General features: G+C 73.2%; 18 protein-coding genes. 15 read left to right on the top strand and 3 right to left on the bottom strand.

The window, feature by feature from the left end; translation table 11 throughout:
- Positions 1–80 precede the first annotated feature (80 nt).
- The 3 genes from BLW76_RS36780 (at position 81) to BLW76_RS48990 (ending at position 2,557) form a co-directional block, all read left to right on the top strand.
- Entirely contained in the window at positions 81–1,634 is a 1,554-nt protein-coding gene (locus tag BLW76_RS36780) for a SpoIIE family protein phosphatase (RefSeq protein WP_091316337.1), read from the top strand.
- Between the two features lie 86 nt (positions 1,635–1,720).
- A complete protein-coding gene (locus tag BLW76_RS36775; protein ID WP_091316335.1) occupies positions 1,721–2,263 on the top strand; it encodes a type 1 glutamine amidotransferase domain-containing protein in 543 nt (180 codons plus the stop codon).
- Positions 2,264–2,392: 129 nt separating this feature from the next.
- Positions 2,393–2,557, top strand: a complete 165-nt coding sequence (locus BLW76_RS48990; protein WP_167384862.1) for a hypothetical protein — start codon at positions 2,393–2,395, stop codon at positions 2,555–2,557.
- A gap of 65 nt (positions 2,558–2,622) precedes the next feature.
- Here the strand turns inward: BLW76_RS48990 and BLW76_RS36770 are convergent, their stop codons facing one another.
- Complete coding sequence (locus BLW76_RS36770; RefSeq protein WP_091316334.1) at positions 2,623–3,033, bottom strand: hypothetical protein; 411 nt, start codon at positions 3,031–3,033, stop codon at positions 2,623–2,625.
- Between the two features lie 155 nt (positions 3,034–3,188).
- Between BLW76_RS36770 and BLW76_RS36765 the strand changes: the two genes are divergently transcribed.
- From BLW76_RS36765 to BLW76_RS36750, 4 genes are all read left to right on the top strand, one after another.
- Complete coding sequence (locus BLW76_RS36765; RefSeq protein WP_091316332.1) at positions 3,189–3,614, top strand: helix-turn-helix domain-containing protein; 426 nt, start codon at positions 3,189–3,191, stop codon at positions 3,612–3,614.
- Positions 3,611–4,453, top strand: a complete 843-nt coding sequence (locus tag BLW76_RS36760) for an alpha/beta fold hydrolase (RefSeq protein WP_091316330.1) — start codon at positions 3,611–3,613, stop codon at positions 4,451–4,453. Before BLW76_RS36765 ends, BLW76_RS36760 begins: the two co-directional genes overlap by 4 nt.
- A 257-nt stretch (positions 4,454–4,710) precedes the next feature.
- Complete coding sequence (locus tag BLW76_RS36755) at positions 4,711–5,808, top strand: WD40/YVTN/BNR-like repeat-containing protein (protein WP_244170483.1); 1,098 nt, start codon at positions 4,711–4,713, stop codon at positions 5,806–5,808.
- Positions 5,809–5,948: 140 nt separating this feature from the next.
- A complete protein-coding gene (locus BLW76_RS36750; protein WP_091320336.1) occupies positions 5,949–6,788 on the top strand; it encodes an SAM-dependent methyltransferase in 840 nt (279 codons plus the stop codon).
- Positions 6,789–6,991: 203 nt separating this feature from the next.
- On the opposite strand, the gene BLW76_RS36745 is transcribed toward BLW76_RS36750, so the two are convergent.
- On the bottom strand, positions 6,992–7,825 hold the full coding sequence (locus BLW76_RS36745; RefSeq protein WP_091316326.1) for an aldo/keto reductase: 834 nt from the start codon (positions 7,823–7,825) through the stop codon (positions 6,992–6,994).
- Positions 7,826–7,848: 23 nt separating this feature from the next.
- The gene (locus tag BLW76_RS36740; RefSeq protein WP_091316324.1) at positions 7,849–9,033 is read right to left on the bottom strand and encodes an MFS transporter; all 1,185 of its coding nucleotides are present in this window, start codon (positions 9,031–9,033) and stop codon (positions 7,849–7,851) included.
- A gap of 130 nt (positions 9,034–9,163) precedes the next feature.
- On the opposite strand from BLW76_RS36740, the gene BLW76_RS36735 reads away from it, so the two are divergent.
- The 8 genes from BLW76_RS36735 to BLW76_RS36700 all read left to right on the top strand — a co-directional run bounded on the left by BLW76_RS36735 (position 9,164) and on the right by BLW76_RS36700 (position 16,438).
- Entirely contained in the window at positions 9,164–9,616 is a 453-nt protein-coding gene (locus BLW76_RS36735) for a MarR family winged helix-turn-helix transcriptional regulator (RefSeq protein ID WP_091316322.1), read from the top strand.
- Between the two features lie 219 nt (positions 9,617–9,835).
- Complete coding sequence (locus tag BLW76_RS36730) at positions 9,836–10,945, top strand: inositol-3-phosphate synthase (protein WP_208613465.1); 1,110 nt, start codon at positions 9,836–9,838, stop codon at positions 10,943–10,945.
- Positions 10,930–11,769 carry an SCO3242 family prenyltransferase gene (locus BLW76_RS36725; RefSeq protein WP_091316318.1) on the top strand — a complete coding sequence of 280 codons (840 nt, stop codon included), beginning with the start codon at positions 10,930–10,932 and terminating at the stop codon, positions 11,767–11,769. The genes BLW76_RS36730 and BLW76_RS36725 overlap by 16 nt, the downstream gene beginning before the upstream one ends.
- Positions 11,766–12,587, top strand: a complete 822-nt coding sequence (locus tag BLW76_RS50710) for a TIM barrel protein (RefSeq protein ID WP_091316317.1) — start codon at positions 11,766–11,768, stop codon at positions 12,585–12,587. Before BLW76_RS36725 ends, BLW76_RS50710 begins: the two co-directional genes overlap by 4 nt.
- Entirely contained in the window at positions 12,584–13,105 is a 522-nt protein-coding gene (locus BLW76_RS50705) for an EboA domain-containing protein (RefSeq protein ID WP_091316315.1), read from the top strand. The genes BLW76_RS50710 and BLW76_RS50705 overlap by 4 nt, the downstream gene beginning before the upstream one ends.
- Positions 13,105–13,956 (top strand): TatD family hydrolase, encoded by an 852-nt coding sequence (locus tag BLW76_RS36710; RefSeq protein ID WP_091316314.1) that lies wholly within the window; start codon positions 13,105–13,107, stop codon positions 13,954–13,956. The genes BLW76_RS50705 and BLW76_RS36710 overlap by 1 nt, the downstream gene beginning before the upstream one ends.
- The gene (eboE, locus tag BLW76_RS36705) at positions 13,953–15,080 is read left to right on the top strand and encodes a metabolite traffic protein EboE (RefSeq protein ID WP_091316312.1); all 1,128 of its coding nucleotides are present in this window, start codon (positions 13,953–13,955) and stop codon (positions 15,078–15,080) included. The genes BLW76_RS36710 and eboE overlap by 4 nt, the downstream gene beginning before the upstream one ends.
- Positions 15,077–16,438: an alkaline phosphatase family protein gene (locus BLW76_RS36700; protein WP_091316311.1), complete on the top strand. Its 1,362-nt coding sequence runs from the start codon at positions 15,077–15,079 to the stop codon at positions 16,436–16,438. Before eboE ends, BLW76_RS36700 begins: the two co-directional genes overlap by 4 nt.
- Positions 16,439–16,443 lie beyond the last annotated feature (5 nt).

Raw genomic sequence — 16,443 nt, 5'->3', positions numbered from 1 at the left:
GCTTCGCCCTACACTTCGAGCCAGCCCGCCCGCTCACGCGGTAGCCGTGCGACAGCAGTCCGGAGGCAGGAGGTCCGTGCATGGTGTCACGTCCGGCCCCGGCTTCGGCGGCCCCGCCGCCGATGACCGGTGACGGCGGGCCGCCGGGCATCGACGCCTTCACGCGCGCGGCCCTCGAAGACGTCCGCGACGCGGTGTTCCTGCAGGACAGCGCGGGTGCGGTGCGTTGGGCGAACCCGGCGGGGCGGGCCCTGGCGGGCGACGCCGAGCCGCACCTGAACTCCGTCTCCGATACCTCCGGGCACGTCGAGGCGGCCGGTCACCGGCGGCCGGCCCGGATCCGGGCGCTGCCCGGGGGCTGGCACGCCTGGACCGTCCTCGCGGACGACGTCGCCCGGCGGCACGTGGGCGACTTCCTGGCCGAGGCCGGGCCCCGGCTGGCCGCCGCGCGCGGACGGCACGGCACCGCACGGGCGATCGCCGAGCTGGCCGCGTCCGCGCTGGCCGAAACCGTCTTCGTGCTGCTGCCGACCACCCGCGGCCGGTGGGAGTGGTGGAGCTGCGAGCGCCCGGCCGCGCAGGGGCACGGCCGGATCCGGCGGGTGCCCGCCCAGGTCGCGCCGGTGCTGGCGGCGACCTTCGCCGCCACCGGCCGCCCCCAGCCCGCGCCGGTGCCCGGGCCCGAGGTCGCCACGCTGCCGTCGGTCGTCGCCGACCGGTTCGCCGGGCACGCGGACGTCTCGGTCGTCTCGCTCGGCCCGAGCGCGAGCGCCGGGGTCACCGGCGCGCTGCTGCTGGGCCGCCGCGGCGACGCCGAGTTCGGCGCCGAGCAGGCCCGCGCGGTGGTCGAGTTCGCCGTGGCGGCCGGGACGGCGCTGGCCAACGCCCAGCGCTACGCCCGCCAGGAAGAGGCGACCCGCGGCCTGGAGACGACGCTGCGTCCGATCGACCCGCCGGAGCTCGACGGCGCCCGGTTCGAGACCTGGTACGAGCCGGCGGCCGGCGTCCTCACGGTCGGCGGGGACTTCTTCGACGTCCAGGCGCACGACGACGGCAGCGCGTTCCTGGTGCTCGGCGACGTCTGCGGCAAGGGCCCCGAGGCGGCGGCCCTGACCGGCCGGGTCCGGCACGCCCTGACCGCGCTCGCCATGGTCGAACGCGACGGCCGCACGCTGCTGCGGCTGCTCAACGAGCTGCTCATCGCCGGCGGCAGCAGCCGCTTCGCCACCCTCGTGCTCGGCACGGCCCGGCCGTCGGACGGCGGGGTCGGCCTGACGCTGGCCTCGGGCGGCCACCCGGCGCCGCTGATCGTCCGCCGGTCCGGTGTGGTCGAAGAGGTCACCGTGCCGGGCACGCTGGTCGGCATCTCGCCGCAGGCCCGGTTTGCCGAGGCCGAGGTGCGGCTGGAACGCGGGGACGTCTGCCTGCTGTACACCGACGGCATCACCGAGGCCCGCAACCGCCACGAGCCGACGGAACTCTTCGGAGACGACCGGTTGCGCGCGGTGCTCGCCGCGGCGGCGGGCGAGCCGGCCCGCGAGGTCGTGCGGCAGCTGCGGCAGGCCGTCCGTGACTGGCTGGGCAGCTCCGCGCACGACGACATCGCCGTGCTCGCCATCGAATGTGCGGACTGATTGCACTGTCCTCTGTGGACTGGGTTTGGCCGCTCGAAGAGCGGGTAATTACCCCCGTGCAACCGGTTTTCCGACGGAGGAGCCCCATGGCGAACGCACTGCAAGGACGCCGGGTCGCGATCCTGGCCGCGGACGGCGTCGAACAGGTCGAGCTGGAGAAGCCGCGCCAGGCCGTCCTCGACGAAGGCGCGACGGTGGAGCTGGTGTCGCTGGACACCGGCGAAATCCAGGCGATGAACGGCGACATCGACAAGGGCGAGAAGTTCCCGGTGGACCGCAAGGTCGCCGACGTCGAAGTCGGCGACTTCGACGCGCTGCTGCTGCCCGGCGGCACGATGAACCCCGACAACCTCCGCACGGACCCCGCCGCGGTCAAGTTCGTCGGCGACTTCGTGCGGGCGGGCAAGCCGGTCGGGGTGATCTGCCACGGTCCGTGGACGCTCGTCGAAGCGGATGTCGTCCGTGGCCGCACGCTGACGTCCTACCCCAGCATCCGGACGGATCTGCGTAACGCCGGCGCCACCGTGGTCGACGAAGAAGTCGTAGTGGACAACGGACTGGTCTCCAGCCGCAACCCGGACGACCTGCCGGCCTTCTGCCGGACGGTGGTGCGGGAGTTCGCGGCCTAACCCGTTGTCCCACAGGGGACTTCACCCATTCGTGTCTGTTAAGTCCCGCTTAAATCTGTTGGCTTTCGGCGCCGCGGCGGAGGACGCTGAAGGTGTTCCGAGGATCGCCCGTGAGAGGAGGTGGACGCGATGACTGTGCACGCAAGGCGCTACGGCCGCTGGTGCCGTGAACACTTCGACGCGATCGCCGCCGAGGGCGTTCCCGCGCCGCGTGGCGGCGAGCCCGTCGAGCAGGCCCTGCCGCAGCCCGAGCCGGAGCCCGTGCAACCGGCGGCCGAGCAGCCCCGGCGCTGACAGACCACGAAGAAGGCCTCCCCGACGCAGTGACCGCGTCGGGGAGGCCTTCTTCGTGGCCGGGATCAGCGGTAGCTGCGCCGGTACCAGACGCGCCGCGGGCCCGGGATGCCGATCCGCGTGATGACGTCGGTCAGGATCGCGCCGATGATCAGCCAGAGCACGGCGGCGAGGCCGTCGTTGAGGAACGTCCGCAGGCCTTCCGAGTCCGGCGTGAAGAGGTTCCGCAGGCCCAGCGACACGCCCGCCGACCATTCCGAAATCAGGTGCGCGAAGCCGTTCGCCGAGTTCGCCCCGCCCAGCACCAGCACGATGTGCACGGCCAGTACCAGCGCGAACACCGCGCAGACGAGGTGGATGAGGGCGTTGACCGTGCGCACGGCCCGGATGCGCGGGTGGGTGCGCTCCACGATCTCTTCGGTGGGTGCGGGCTCGTACGGCGTTCCGTACGGCTCCGGGGGAGGGGGATACGGCATCGTCGGCGCCGTCCTTTCGACTGTCCGATGTGGACGTATCTGGCGAGCGGGAACAACACTGGGAAATACCCGGCATCCCGGCGAGCGAACCGTTGACTCCTCAAACTTCCCTATTTTGTGCATGATAGGGTAGTTTGCGGAAACCGAGGAGGGTCATGGCGCAGGACGTCTACTCCGTCGAGCAGGTCGCCGCGCAGCTCGGCCTGCACGTCCGGACGGTCCGGAACTACGTGCGGGACGGGCGGCTGAAGGCGGTCCGGATCGGCAAGCAGTACCGGATCACGGCCGGCGACCTGGCGGCCTTCACCGGGCTGCCGGTCGCCGAGCGCGCGGCGGCTCCCACCGCGGAGCTCTCGGCGGTCGTCGAGCTCGCCGGCGTCGACCGGGCGGCGGCCGACCGGATCTCGACCATGGTCCTGGCCTCGGTGAACGGGCCGCGGGACGCCGGCGAGCGGCCCCTGCGCGTCGAGACCATCCACGACGGGGAGCGCTCCACCATGAAGATCATCGTGCTCGGCGACCTGGCCGCGGGCGCCGACCTGCTGCGCTGGGTGGCGTCGATGGCGGAGAACCTGACATGACGGCGATCTACCGGTCGGCGGCCGGGGCGGCCGCGGTCCGCGACCGCTACGACGCGCTCCTGGCGCGCTGGCCGGTGCCGTCCGAGCGGCGCACGCTGGGCACCCGGCTCGGCGAGACCTTCGCCGTGGTGTCCGGCCCGGAGACGGCGCCACCGGTCGTCGCGCTGCAGGGATCGGGCGGGACGGCGGCGCACTGGCTGCCGGACATCGCGACGCTCGCGGGGCGGCTGCGGGTGTACGCGGTCGACGCACCGGGCGAACCGGGCCGCACCGTCGAGGCGCGGCCCCCGCTCGCGTCACCGGCCTACGCCGAGTGGCTCGACGACGTCCTCGACGAGCTCGAACTGCCACGCGCGGCCTTTCTCGGCACCTCTTTGGGTGGCTGGTGGGCGCTGGACCACGCGCTGCGCCGTCCCGAGCGCGTCGGCGCGCTGGCACTGGTCAACCCGTCGGGAATCGGCCGGCGCCGGACCGCGCCGCTGCTCAAGTTCGCGGCCTACAGCTTCCTCGGTGCCTGGGGCCGCCGCCGGTCACTGGCGATGGTCGCCAAGGGCAGCCCCACCGACCCGGCCCGGCATGCGGTCGGCGAGTTCACGCTGGCGACGTTCGAGCACTTCAAGCCGCGCCTGGAGGCAATCCCGGAGTTCGGGGTCGAGCGCCTGCACGAGCTGGTGATGCCGGTCCAGGCCCAGTTCGGCGCCCGCGACGTCCTCCTCGACCAACGGGCCGCGGCGGCGAAGCTGCGGGAGGCCCTGCCGGACGCCGATGTCCGGCTGGCCGAGGACGCCGGGCACTTCCTGCCGGGCTGGGCGGAGTCGGTGGTGAAGTTCCTGGCCTGAACCCCCGGCAACGGCGTCCCGGTGGCCGGGGCGAGGGCCGGTGCAGCTGTCGCCGACGTCATGAAAGAGTCGTTCATGACGTCAGACGTCATGAACGACTCTTTCATGACGTGCGAACCCGCTGCCACGTCCCGGCTTAGCCCGGCGACGGCGTCCGGCGGCCGGGTCCGGCGCCGGGCGGCCGCACGGCGCTGAGCCGCGCGGCGCAACTCCACGCCGGTGGGCAACCCACGTCCCGCGCGGGGCGTCAGGTGATCATGAGAACTCCCCGGCGCTGTGCGCTGCTGGTGTCCGTCCTCGCCCTCCTGGCCGCGTTCGCCTCGCCCGCGGCGGCGGAACCCGTGATCCCGCCAGGATTCCAGCCCGCGTCGACCAGCTGGACCGGCCCCGGCACCGGCTACGTCCTGGGCTACGCGCCGTGCGCCGGCACGTGGTGTCCGGTGCTGCTGGGCACCACCGACGCCGGGCGGCACTGGCGGCGGCTGGGTGCGCCGCCGATGTCGCTGCCGGACAACCACAACCACGTCGCGCTGCGGGCCTTCGGTGACCGCGTCGCCTACGTCAGCGACGGCGTCCACGTGCGCACCACCCGCGACGGCGGCGCCACCTGGCAGGCGGTCACCCTGGCCGGCGCGCGGGAGCCGTACTACCTCTCGAAGATCGCCGAAACCGGCGGCCGCGTCTTCGCCATCCTGACCACCTACGGCGAGGGGCGCGGCTCGACCCTCCTCTACTCGGCGACCGCCGGCTCGCCGGTGCTGGCCCCGGTGCCCGGGTTCGCCGTCAGCGGCGGTCTCACCTACGGCGACCTGGCCGTCGGCGGCGGCCTGCAGGTCGCGCTCGGCGCGGACTACGGCACCGAGCGGTACTGGACCTCCCGCGACGGCACCCGGTTCGCCCCGGCCGAGCCGCCGTGCCCGGACGGGACGGTCGCCTCGCTCGCCGGCGTCCGCGAGCAGCAGGTCGTGGCCCTGTGCAGCGGCAGCCCCGGCTCGCCGCAGCCGGGCTCGACCGAGCGGCAGCTGCGGCACGCGCCGCGGCTCGGGGCGAAGTTCGGCGACGACGGCGTCGCGCCGTTCGCCGGCATCAACCAGGGCTTCGCCGCGGCCTCGCCGGCCGTCGCGACGGTCGCCGCCGTGGGCGGTGGTGTCGGCTTCCTGCACAGCACGGCCGACGGCGGCCGCACCTGGGAGACGCTCGAACTGCCCGATCGCGGCTTCGCGCTGACCGATCTGGACTTCCCCGGCCGCGGCACCGGCGTGGTCGTCGACGGCCAGCCGGACGCCGACGGCGGCTCCGCCGTCTACCGGACCACGGACGGGGGACACACCTGGCGCGAACTGCGTTTCGGGTAGTTCTCCCTGGCAGGCAGGGCCCTTGTGCCTGGTTCACTTGGTGAACTCCATGTCGTAATCTGAGCACTGTCCGTCGCCGGACACGGTGAACGAGCCCGGGCAGGGGCGTCGTCGCCACGCGCAGAGTGGGAGAACAGCCGATGACGCCTGGCGACCTGCGGTCCGGAACCGAGGGCGGTGCGGCCGCGCTCGATTTCAGCAAGGCGAGCCTGGCGCGGCTGTCCGACGCACTCCTCGGCGGGCACGACCACTACGAGGTCGACCGGGAAGCGATGCGGCGGCTGCTGGCCATCGCGCCCGGCGCCCGGGCGATGGCGAAGGAGCACCGCGACTGGCTGGTGCGCGCGGTGCGGTTCCTCGCCGGCAAACGCGGGGTCGACCAGTTCCTCGACCTCGGTTCCGGCATGCCGACCGCGGAAAACACCCACGAGGTGGCGCAGCGGTACAACCCGGACGCGCAGGTCGTGTACGTCGACAACGACCCGGTGGTGCAGGTGCACGGCCGGGCGCTGCTCGAAGAGAACTACCTGACCCACGTCACCGGCGCCGACCTGACGCGGCCGGCGGAAACCCTCGCCGACGAGGTCGTCAAGGAGTACCTCGACTTTTCCCGGCCGGTGGCGCTGATCCTCACGTCGATCATCCACCACATCGACGACTACGACCGCGCGAAGTCGATCGTCGCGGAGTACGTCGACGCGCTCGCGCCCGGGTCGTTCCTGCTGCTCACGCACAACTTCGACCCGGAGGAGGACTCCCCGCGCCAGGAACTGGCCCGGCTGCTGGAGACCAGCTTCCAGGGCACCGGGCTGGGCAGCGTCCACCGCACGCGCGAGCAGATCGCGGGGTTCTTCGAAGGCACCGAGCTGCTCCGGCCCGGGCTGGTCTACCTGCACGAATGGTGGCCGGACGGCCCGCGGCTGCACCCGCTGGGCGAACTGAACTTCCTCACGCTGGGCGGAGTCGCCCGCAAGCAGTGACGGCCGGCCCCAAGCGCCCCAATGTGGCGTTCGGTGCGTTGGATGCACCCAATGTGGCGTTCGGTGCTCCATCCATGCCCCCGCCACCGCCCTCAACGGAGGCGCTTCGCGCCGCAGTGCTGATTCAACGCACCCAATGTGGCGTTCGGTGCGTTGAGCGCAACCAACGCCACATTGGGGCGCTCAGGAGCGGGTGTCCGGGGTCAAATGGCGTTGAAGCGGTCGGGGTCCGGACCGGTGCGCTCGCCGCGGTCGAGCGGGGTCAGCGACTCCATCTCCTCCTCCGTGAGGGTGAACCCGAACAGGTCGAAGTTCTCCTCGATCCGGGACGGCGTGACCGACTTCGGGATCACCACGTTGTCCAGCTGCAGGTGCCAGCGCAGCACGATCTGCGCCGGCGTGCGGCTGTGCTTCACCGCCAGCTCCGCGATCACCGGGTCGCCGAGCAGGCTGCCGCCCTTGGCGAGCGGGCTCCACGCCTCGGTGGCGATGCCGTTCTTGGCGTCGAACTCGCGCAGCTCGCGCTGCTGCAGGTACGGGTGCAGCTCGACCTGGTTGACCGCCGGGGCGATCTCGGCGTTGTCGAGCAGGCGCTCGAGGTGCGCGGGCTGGAAGTTGGAGACGCCGATCGCGCGGACGCGGCCGTCGGTGTAGAGCTTCTCGAACGCCTTCCAGGTGTCGAGGAACTTGTCGCGCGCGGGGGTGGGCCAGTGGATGAGGTACAGGTCGAGCTGCTCCAGGCCGAGCTTGGCCATGCTCTCGTCGAACGCCTCGAGCGTCGAGTCGTAGCCCTGGGCGGAGTTCCACAGCTTGGTGGTCACGAACAGCTCGTCGCGGGCGATGCCGGACTCGGCGATCGCCTGGCCGACACCCTTCTCGTTGCCGTAGACGGCGGCGGTGTCGATGCTGCGGTAGCCCGCGTCGAGGGCGGCCTTGACGGCGGTGGCGGTCTCGTCGTCCGGGACCTGGAACACGCCGTAGCCGAGCTGCGGCATCCGGACGCCGTTGTTGAGTTCGATGTCGGGCACGCTGGTCACGAGGGGTCCTTTCGGTGGGTGGTTCATCGGGCGAGTACCCGTTCCCCGGCTTCGAAACTAGCCGGGCGCCGGCGGTCGAGCAGGCCGGAGCCGAGGGCGACGGCGAGCCCGGCCGCGGCGAGCGCGGCGCCGATCCAGTTGGGGGCGGTGTAGCCGAGGCCGGCGTCGATGGCCTGGCCGCCGAGCCACGCGCCACCGGCGTTGCCGAGGTTGAACGCGGCGATGTTCGCCGCCGACGCGAGCGCCGGGGCGCCTTCGGCCTTGGCCAGCACCCGGGCCTGCAGCGGCGGCACGGTGGCGAAACCCGCCGCGCCGAACAGCGCGATGGTGATCGCCGCGGGCACCTTGGCGTGCGCGGTGAAGACGAACGCCACCAGCACGAGCGCCAGTGCCGCGAGGATGACGTAGAGGCTGGGCATGAGCTTGCGGTCCGCGGCCCGGCCGCCGAGCAGGTTGCCGGCGAACAGGCCGGCGCCGAAGAGCACGAGCAGCCAGGTGACGGCGCCGCTCGAGAAGCCGGCGACCTCGGTCATCATCGGGGCGATGTAGGTGAAGGACGCGAACACCCCGGCGAAGCCGAGCGCGGTCATCACCAGCGCGAGCCACACCTGCGGGCGGCGGAACACGGCGAGCTCCCGGCGCAGGCCCGCGCCGGGCGACGTTTCCTGGCGCGGCACCAGCACGAGGATGCCGATGGCACCGAGCACGCCGAGCGCGCTGACCACCCAGAACGTCGAGCGCCAGCCGAAGGCCTGGCCGAGCGCGGTGCCGGCGGGCACGCCGAGCACGTTCGCGACGGTCAGCCCGGTGAACATCAGCGCGATGGCACCGGCCTGCTTGGCCGGGGCGACCAGCGACGCGGCGACGACCGAGCCGACGCCGAAGAACGCGCCGTGGCTGAGCGCGGCGACGATCCGGCCGGTCATCAGCAGGCCGTAGCTCGGGGCGAGCGCCGAGAGGACGTTGCCGGCGATGAACAGGCCCATCAGGGCGACCAGCACGGTCTTGCGCGGCACCCGCGAGGCCAGCGCGGTGAGCAGGGGTGCGCCGACGACGACGCCGAGCGCGTAGCCGGAGATGAGCAGGCCTGCGGCCGGGATCGAGACGCCGAAGCCGGCCGCGACCTCGGGCAGCAGGCCCATGATCACGAACTCGGTGGTGCCGATCCCGAAAGCGCTGATCGCGAGCGCGAGCAGAGCGGCGGGCATGGAGTTTCCTTCTTCCGGGAGTAGACTGAGGGCGTTCGCAACTACAAGCGTCCGAGATAGTTGCACACGCCGGTTATTGCACAAGCTTGCGACTTTCCGGGCCGGGTGCGCAACCCGGGGAGAGTGAACCGTGTCACTGGACGACGACGCCGTCGAAGCCCGTGCGCAGGGCTGGCGCACGCTGGCCGCGCTCCACGCGCGCATCGAGGACAGGCTGCAGCGAGCGCTCGAGCGCGACCACGAGCTGTCGGTGAGCGAGTACACGGTCCTCGACGTCCTGGCCCGCCAGGACGGCTTCCACCTCCGGATGAACCAGCTGGCGAACGCGGTGGTACTGAGCCAGTCCGCGACGACGCGCCTGGTCACCCGCCTGGAGGGCCGCGGGTTGCTGGCCCGCTACCTCTGCGCGGACGACCGCCGGGGCATCTACACGGAGGTGACGCCGGCGGGCCAGGCGCTGCTGACGGCGGCGCGCCCGACCCACGACGCGGCCCTGGCGGAGGCGCTCGCGGAGGCCGAGTCGCTGCCGGAACTGGCGCCGCTGGTGGGAGCGCTGGGGGCGCTGAGTTTTCCGGGAGCTTGACCTCGGCGCATGCCGGACCGGTGAAAGTTTCGGCACAGCACAGTTCCGCCGCAGAGTGGCGCATGATGGCCCTTAAGGGCGAAGAGAAACACCCGATCGGTTAAGGCGATGTAGATCGGGTGGGCATCTGCGCGCTCGGGACTCACACGGGCGAGCGGAGTCCGGACTTGCGTGACGCCGGGGGCGGCGGCGCGGGCTGACCTGCGAACTGGAGGAATGATGGGGAAGATCGGTGTCTGGCTGGTCGGGGCGCGCGGCTCGGTGGCCACCACCGCCATCGCCGGGGCCGCCGCCCTGCGGGCCGGGCTGGCGGAAACCACCGGCTGCGTGACCGAACTGCCGGACTTCGCCGGGGCTGACCTGCCCGGTCTGGGGGAGCTCGTGTTCGGCGGCCACGACGTCGTCGACACGCCGCTGGTCAAGCGGGCCGAACGGCTCGTGGCGGCCGGGGTGCTGCCGCCGGCGCTGTCCGGTGCGGTCGCGGCCGAACTGGACGCGGCCGAGGCGCGGCTGCGGCCGGCGCCGTCCGACGGAGGCCGCGCGGCGATCGACCAGGTGATCGCCGACCTGGCCGAATTCGGCAAGGGACTGGACCACGTCGTCGTCCTCAACGTCGCCTCCACCGAACCGCCGTGTCCACCGCACACCGCGCACGCGTCCCTGGCTGCCCTCGAAGGTCATGAAGACGTCCTGCCCGCCAGCTCGCTGTACGCCTACGCCGCCTTCCGTGCGGGTTGTGGCTTTGTCGACTTCACGCCGTCCACCGGGGCGCGCCTGCCCGCGCTCGACGAACTCGCCCGCACCGCCGGGGTGCCGTACGCCGGGCGCGACGGCAAGACCGGCGAAACGCTGCTGCGGTCGGTGCTTGCGCCGATGTTCGCCCAGCGCGGGCTGGACGTCCTGGCCTGGTCGGGCACCAACCTGCTCGGCGGCGGCGACGGCGCCACGCTGGCCGACCCCGGGCCCGCGGCCAGCAAGAACGCGTCCAAACAGCAGGTGCTGCAGCAGAACCTGGGCCACCCGGTCGACGGCGAGGTGCACATCGACCACGTCCCGGCGCTCGGCGACTGGAAGACGGCCTGGGACCACGTGCTGTTCGCGGGCTTCCTCGGCACGCGCATGACGCTGCAGCTCACCTGGCAGGGCTGCGACTCCGCGCTGGCCGCGCCGCTGGTGCTCGACCTCGCCCGGCTCACCGGCAAGGCGTGCCGCGACGGCGTGGCCGGCCCGGTCGCCGACTTCGGCTTCTTCTTCAAGGACCCCGTCGGCGCCGGGCCCCACGACCTGGCCTCGCAGTACGCGGCGCTGCGCGCGTGGGCGCACCGGTGAAGGCGCTGGCCGAGCTCGTCCGCGCGCCCGCCGCGCTGACCGTGCCCGGCGACGCCGTCGCCGGGGCCGCCGCCTCGGGCTGGCCGTTCGGCCGCCGCACCCTCGCCCTGACCGGCGCTTCGGTCTGCCTCTACTGGGCGGGCATGGCCCTCAACGACTACGCCGACCGCGCCCTCGACGCCGTCGAGCGGCCGGAGCGGCCGATCCCGTCGGGCCGGGTCACGCCGCCGGCGGCGTTCGGCGTCGCGGCCGGGCTGACCGCGGGCGGGCTGGGCATCGCCGCGGCCGCCGGGGGACGGCGGGCCCTGCGGGTCGCCGTGCCGCTGGCCGCGACCGTGTGGGCGTACGACTTCGCGCTCAAGAACACCGTGCTCGGCCCGGCCGCGATGGCCGCGGCCCGGACCCTCGACGTCCTGCTCGGGGCGGGCGGAGCCCGGGCCGCCCTGCCCGCGGCCCTCACGGTCGGGGCGCACACCTACGCCGTGACAGCGCTTTCCCGGTCCGAAGTGACCGGCGCGAGCCCGGCGCTGCCGGCGGCCACCCTGGTCGCGACGGCCGGCGTCGGGGTCGCGGCCGGTCGTGGCGGCAAGCTGGCTCCGGCGCTGCTGGGGACGTACGCGGTGACCACCGGCGGGGCGCAGTACGACGCCGTCCGCGACCCGGTCGCGCCGAAGATCCGGCGGGCGGTGGGCGCCGGGATCCACGGCATGATCCCGCTGCAGGCCGGGTTGATCGCGCGGACCGGCGCGTGGCGCCCGGCGCTGGCGGTGGCCGCCGCGTTCCCGCTCGCGCGGGCGCTGGGCCGGAAGGTGTCGCCGACATGAGGTTCGGGTACGGCACCAACGGCTTCGCCAACCACCGCCTCGGCGACGCCCTGCGCGTCCTGGCCGAACTCGGCTACGACGGCGTCGCGCTCACCCTCGACCACCAGCACCTCGACCCGTTCGGGCCGGACCTCGCCCGCCGCGTCGCCGACGTCGCCGCCGACCTGGACGCCCTCGGCCTCGCCGTGGTGATCGAGACCGGCGCGCGGTTCCTGCTGGACCCCTGGCGCAAGCACGCGCCGACGTTCCTCGACCCCGACCGCGCGCGCCGCGTCGAGTTCCTGACCCGAGCCGTCGAGATCGCCGCGGACCTCAACGCCGAAGCGGTGTCCTTCTGGAGCGGCAACAAACCCGCAGACCTCGAACCCGAGAAGGCCTGGACGCGGCTGGCCGACGGCTGCGCCGAGGTGCTGAAGGCGGCGGACGAGCACGACGTCGTGCTCGGCTTCGAACCGGAGCCCGGGATGCTGGTCGAGGACCTCGACGGGTACTTCGCCCTGGCGCGAAGGCTCGGCGACCCGGAGCGCTTCGGGCTGACGCTGGACATCGGGCACTGCCGGTGCAACGAATCCGCGTCCGTGCCCGACTGCGTCCGCCGGGCCCTGCCGCGGCTGGTGAACGTCCAGATCGACGACATGCGCCGCGGCACGCACGAGCACCTGGAGTTCGGCCGCGGCGAGATCGACTTCCCGCCGGTGCTGGCCGCGCTGGCGCCGTACCGCGGGCTCGTGGCCGTGGAGCTGCCGCGCGACAGCCACGCGGCCCCGCGGATCGCCCGCGAGTCGCTGGAGTTCCTGCGGAAGGCGGCGCCGGCGTGAACGCGTGGCTGGACAAGGCCCTGTCCGACGTGGCCGCCGACGCGACGGTGCTGCGCACGGTGTTCCCCGCGGCCGGCCGCCGGGTCGGCCGGACGGCGGCGGACGCGGCCCGGGTGGAACTGCTCAAGGCGGCACCCGGCGCCGCCGCGGAACTGCCCGGGCTCTACCGCTACGGCGACGCGGCCGAGAAACGGGCCGTCCTGCTTGGACTGTCCGTTGTGGACATCGGAGACGCCGGGGTCGAGCTGGTCGCGGACGCCCTGCGCACCAACGACACCCGGCTCGTCGCCGCCGCGATGGGCGAATACGCCGCCGCGCACCTCGACGGGCCCGCCTACCGCCACGGCGTCCTCAAGTGCGTCTTCATGGGCATCCCCCTGGAAACCGTGGCCGGCCTGGACCGCCGGACCGACGCAGAGCTGGTCCGCATGCTGCGGGACTTCGCCGCCGAACGCACCGCGGCGGGCCGCGAGGTCCCCGCCGATCTCCGCACCCTGCTGAACGAACAGGACGGCTGATGCGCATCTTCGATCCCCACATCCACATGAGCTCCCGCACCACCGACGACTACGCCGCCATGCACGCCGCCGGGGTCCGCGCGCTCGTCGAGCCGGCGTTCTGGCTGGGCCAGCCGCGCACCAACGTCGGCAGCTTCACCGACTACTTCGACGCCCTCGTCGGCTGGGAGCCCTTCCGCGCGAGCCAGTTCGGCATCGCCCACCACTGCACGATCGCGCTCAACCCCAAGGAGGCCAACGACCCGCGGTGCGTCCCGGTGCTCGACCTGCTGCCGCGGTACCTGGAGAAGGACGGCGTGGTCGCGGTCGGCGAGATCGGCTACGACTCGATGACCGAAGCGGAGGACAAGGCGTTCGCCGCGCAGCTCGCGCTGGCGATCGCCCACGACCTGCCCGCGCTGGTCCACACCCCGCACCGGGACAAGGCGGCCGGGACCGAGCGGAGCATCGCCGTCGTCCGCGAGTCGGGGATCGCGCCCGGGCGCGTGGTGCTCGACCACCTCAACGAGGTCACCGTGCGGACGGCCAAGGAGTCCGGCTGCTGGCTGGGCTTCTCGATCTACCCGGACACGAAGATGGACGAGGACCGGATGGTCGCGATCCTGCGGGAGTACGGCACCGAGCGCGTGCTGGTGAACTCCGCCGCCGACTGGGGCAAGAGCGACCCGCTCAAGACCCGGCGCACCGGCGACGCCATGCTGGCCGCGGGCTTCACCGAAGACGACGTCGACCGGGTGCTGTGGCGCAACCCCGTCGAGTTCTACGGCCAGAGCGGGCGGCTCGCGCTGGACAGCGAGTCCCCGGACGCCGAGTTCGCGGGCAACTCGATCCTGCGGGGGGCCCGCAAGTGAGGTTCCGGCACCGCGACGGCACGCTGGTCCACCTCGCCTACTGCACGAACGTCCACCAGGCCGAAGACCTCGACGGCGTGCTCGCCCAGCTGGGCCGGTTCGGCGAGCCGGTGCGCGAGCGCCTCGGCGTCCCCCGGCTCGGGCTCGGCCTGTGGCTGGCCCGGCCGGTGGCGGCCGCGCTGGCTCATGACCCGGCCGCGGTGGATCGCCTCAAGCGCGAACTGGCCGTGCGCGGCCTGGAGGTCGTCACCCTCAACGGGTTCCCGTACCAGGGCTTCCACGACCCGGTCGTCAAGCACAAGGTGTACCGGCCGGACTGGGCGGCCCCCGAGCGGACGCGCTACACCCTGGACCTCGCGCGGCTGCTGGCCGAGCTGATGCCGGACGACGCCGTGCGCGGCAGCGTGTCGACGCTCCCGCTCGGCTGGCGCACGGAGTGGCGGGGCGACGACGGGCAGCTCGAGGTGCTCGCCAAGGGCCTGGCCGGGCAGGACCGGCCGGTGCGGGTGGCGTTCGAACCGGAGCCGGGCTGCGTCATCGAGACGACGGCGCAGGCGGCGGCGCTGCTGTCCGAAGTGGACAAAGAGTGGCTGGGCGTCTGCCTGGACGCCTGCCACCTCGCGGTGGGCTTCGAGGACCCGGCCGCCGCGCTGGGCCGGCTCGAAGCCGCCGGGCTGGCCGTCGTCAAGCTCCAGGCGTCGGCCGCCCTGGAAGCCCCGGATCCGGCGGATCCTTCGACGCGGGCGGCGCTGGAGTCCTTTGTGGAGCCCCGGTTCCTCCACCAGAGCAACGAAGGAGCGCCACCCGGCGCCGACGACCTCGACCTCGCGCTGGCCGGCGGCCTCCCCGGGCGGGCGCCGTGGCGCGTGCACTTCCACGTCCCGCTGCACGCCGACCCGGCGCCGCCGCTGACGTCGACCCGGCCGGTGCTGGCGGCCACCCTGGCCGAGCTGTTCGGCGGCGGCACCGCGCGCACCGACCACGTCGAAGTCGAGACCTACACCTGGCAGGTGCTCCCGGACGCACCCGCCGACGACGCCGGGCTGGTCGCGGGCATCGCGGCCGAGCTGGACTGGACCCGGCGCGAACTGACCGCACTGGGCTTGGAAGAGGTGACCGCATGAGTCTGCTGGTCCTGGACGTCGTCGGGCTGACCCCGCGGCTGCTCCCGCACATGCCGAACCTGCGCGGGATGGCCGAACCCGGCTTCACCGCGCAGCTGGACACCGTGTTCCCGGCCGTCACCTGCTCGGTGCAGTCGACGTTCCTCACCGGGCTCACCCCGGCGCGGCACGGCATCGTCGGCAACGGCTGGTACTTCCGCGAGCTCGGCGAGGTGTTCCTCTGGCGCCAGCACAACCGGCTGGTGCAGGGCGACAAGTTCTGGGACGCGGCCCGCCGCGCCCAGGACGGCCACCGGGTCGCGAACGTCTGCTGGTGGTACGCGATGGGCGCGGCCACCGACCTCACGGTGACCCCGCGGCCCATCTACCACGCCGACGGCAAGAAGTCCCCGGACTGCTACACCCACCCGCCCCAGCTGCACGACCGCCTGGTCGGCGCTCTCGGCGAGTTCCCGCTGTTCACGTACTGGGGCCCGACGGCGGCGATCACGTCGTCGCGGTGGATCATCGCCGCCGCGCAGAAGATCATGGCCGAGGACAGGCCGGACACGACGCTGGTCTACGTCCCGCACCTCGACTACGACCTGCAGCGCTTCGGCCCGGACGCGCCCCAGGCCGCGGCGGCCGCCCGGGAGATCGACGCGGCGCTGAAACCGCTGCTGGACTTCGCCGCGGCGGGCGGGCACACCGTGGTCGCGCTGTCGGAGTACGGCATCACGAACGCGAGCCGGCCGGTCGACGTCAACCGGGCGTTGCGCCGCGAAGGCCTGCTGAACGTGTACGTCCAGGCGGGCATGGAGTACCTGGACCCGTGGACGTCCCGGGCGTTCGCGGTGGCCGACCACCAGGCCGCGCACGTGTACGTCGCCGACCCGGCGGACATCCCGCGGGTGCGGGACATCGTCGCCGGACTGCCCGGCGTGGACGTCGTGCTCGACCGGGCGGGCCAGGCCCAGATCGGCGTCGACCACGAACGGGCCGGCGAGCTGGTCGCGATCGCCGAGCCGGACGCGTGGTTCACGTATTACTACTGGCTCAGCGACGACCGCGCGCCGGACTTCGCGAAGACGGTCGAGATCCACCGCAAGCCCGGCTACGACCCGGCCGAGCTGTTCTTCGACCCGGCCGACCCGAGGGTGAAGCTGAAGGCGGCGGCCGCGCTGGCCCGCAAGAAGCTCGGCCTGCGGTACTCGATGCAGGTGGTCCCCCTGAACCCGGCCCCGGTCCGCGGCAGCCACGGCCGGCTGCCGGACTCCCCGGAGGACGGGCCGGTGCTGCTGTGCTCGGACCCGGCGCTGGCCCGGGAGAAGATCCACGCCACCGAGGTCAAGGACTTCCTGCTGGCGGCCACCGAGTGAAGGGA

Origin of the sequence: Amycolatopsis tolypomycina (genome assembly GCF_900105945.1) — a bacterium.
In the GTDB taxonomy this organism is placed as follows: Bacteria; Actinomycetota; Actinomycetes; order Mycobacteriales; family Pseudonocardiaceae; genus Amycolatopsis; species Amycolatopsis tolypomycina.
Note: the sequence above shows the minus strand (reverse complement) of the source record. Positions and strands in the feature narration are given on the sequence as shown.

Excerpts from the sequence above, each read along its gene's own strand:
- BLW76_RS36780 (WP_091316337.1), top strand. The coding sequence starts at position 81 with ATGGTGTCACGTCCGGCCCCGGCTTCGGCGGCCCCGCCGCCGATGACC.
- BLW76_RS36775 (WP_091316335.1), top strand. The coding sequence starts at position 1,721 with ATGGCGAACGCACTGCAAGGACGCCGGGTCGCGATCCTGGCCGCGGAC.
- BLW76_RS48990 (WP_167384862.1), top strand. The coding sequence starts at position 2,393 with ATGACTGTGCACGCAAGGCGCTACGGCCGCTGGTGCCGTGAACACTTC.
- BLW76_RS36770 (WP_091316334.1), bottom strand. The coding sequence starts at position 3,033 with ATGCCGTATCCCCCTCCCCCGGAGCCGTACGGAACGCCGTACGAGCCC.
- BLW76_RS36765 (WP_091316332.1), top strand. The coding sequence starts at position 3,189 with ATGGCGCAGGACGTCTACTCCGTCGAGCAGGTCGCCGCGCAGCTCGGC.
- BLW76_RS36760 (WP_091316330.1), top strand. The coding sequence starts at position 3,611 with ATGACGGCGATCTACCGGTCGGCGGCCGGGGCGGCCGCGGTCCGCGAC.
- BLW76_RS36755 (WP_244170483.1), top strand. The coding sequence starts at position 4,711 with ATGAGAACTCCCCGGCGCTGTGCGCTGCTGGTGTCCGTCCTCGCCCTC.
- BLW76_RS36750 (WP_091320336.1), top strand. The coding sequence starts at position 5,949 with ATGACGCCTGGCGACCTGCGGTCCGGAACCGAGGGCGGTGCGGCCGCG.
- BLW76_RS36740 (WP_091316324.1), bottom strand. The coding sequence starts at position 9,033 with ATGCCCGCCGCTCTGCTCGCGCTCGCGATCAGCGCTTTCGGGATCGGC.
- BLW76_RS36730 (WP_208613465.1), top strand. The coding sequence starts at position 9,836 with ATGGGGAAGATCGGTGTCTGGCTGGTCGGGGCGCGCGGCTCGGTGGCC.
- BLW76_RS50710 (WP_091316317.1), top strand. The coding sequence starts at position 11,766 with ATGAGGTTCGGGTACGGCACCAACGGCTTCGCCAACCACCGCCTCGGC.
- BLW76_RS36710 (WP_091316314.1), top strand. The coding sequence starts at position 13,105 with ATGCGCATCTTCGATCCCCACATCCACATGAGCTCCCGCACCACCGAC.
- BLW76_RS36700 (WP_091316311.1), top strand. The coding sequence starts at position 15,077 with ATGAGTCTGCTGGTCCTGGACGTCGTCGGGCTGACCCCGCGGCTGCTC.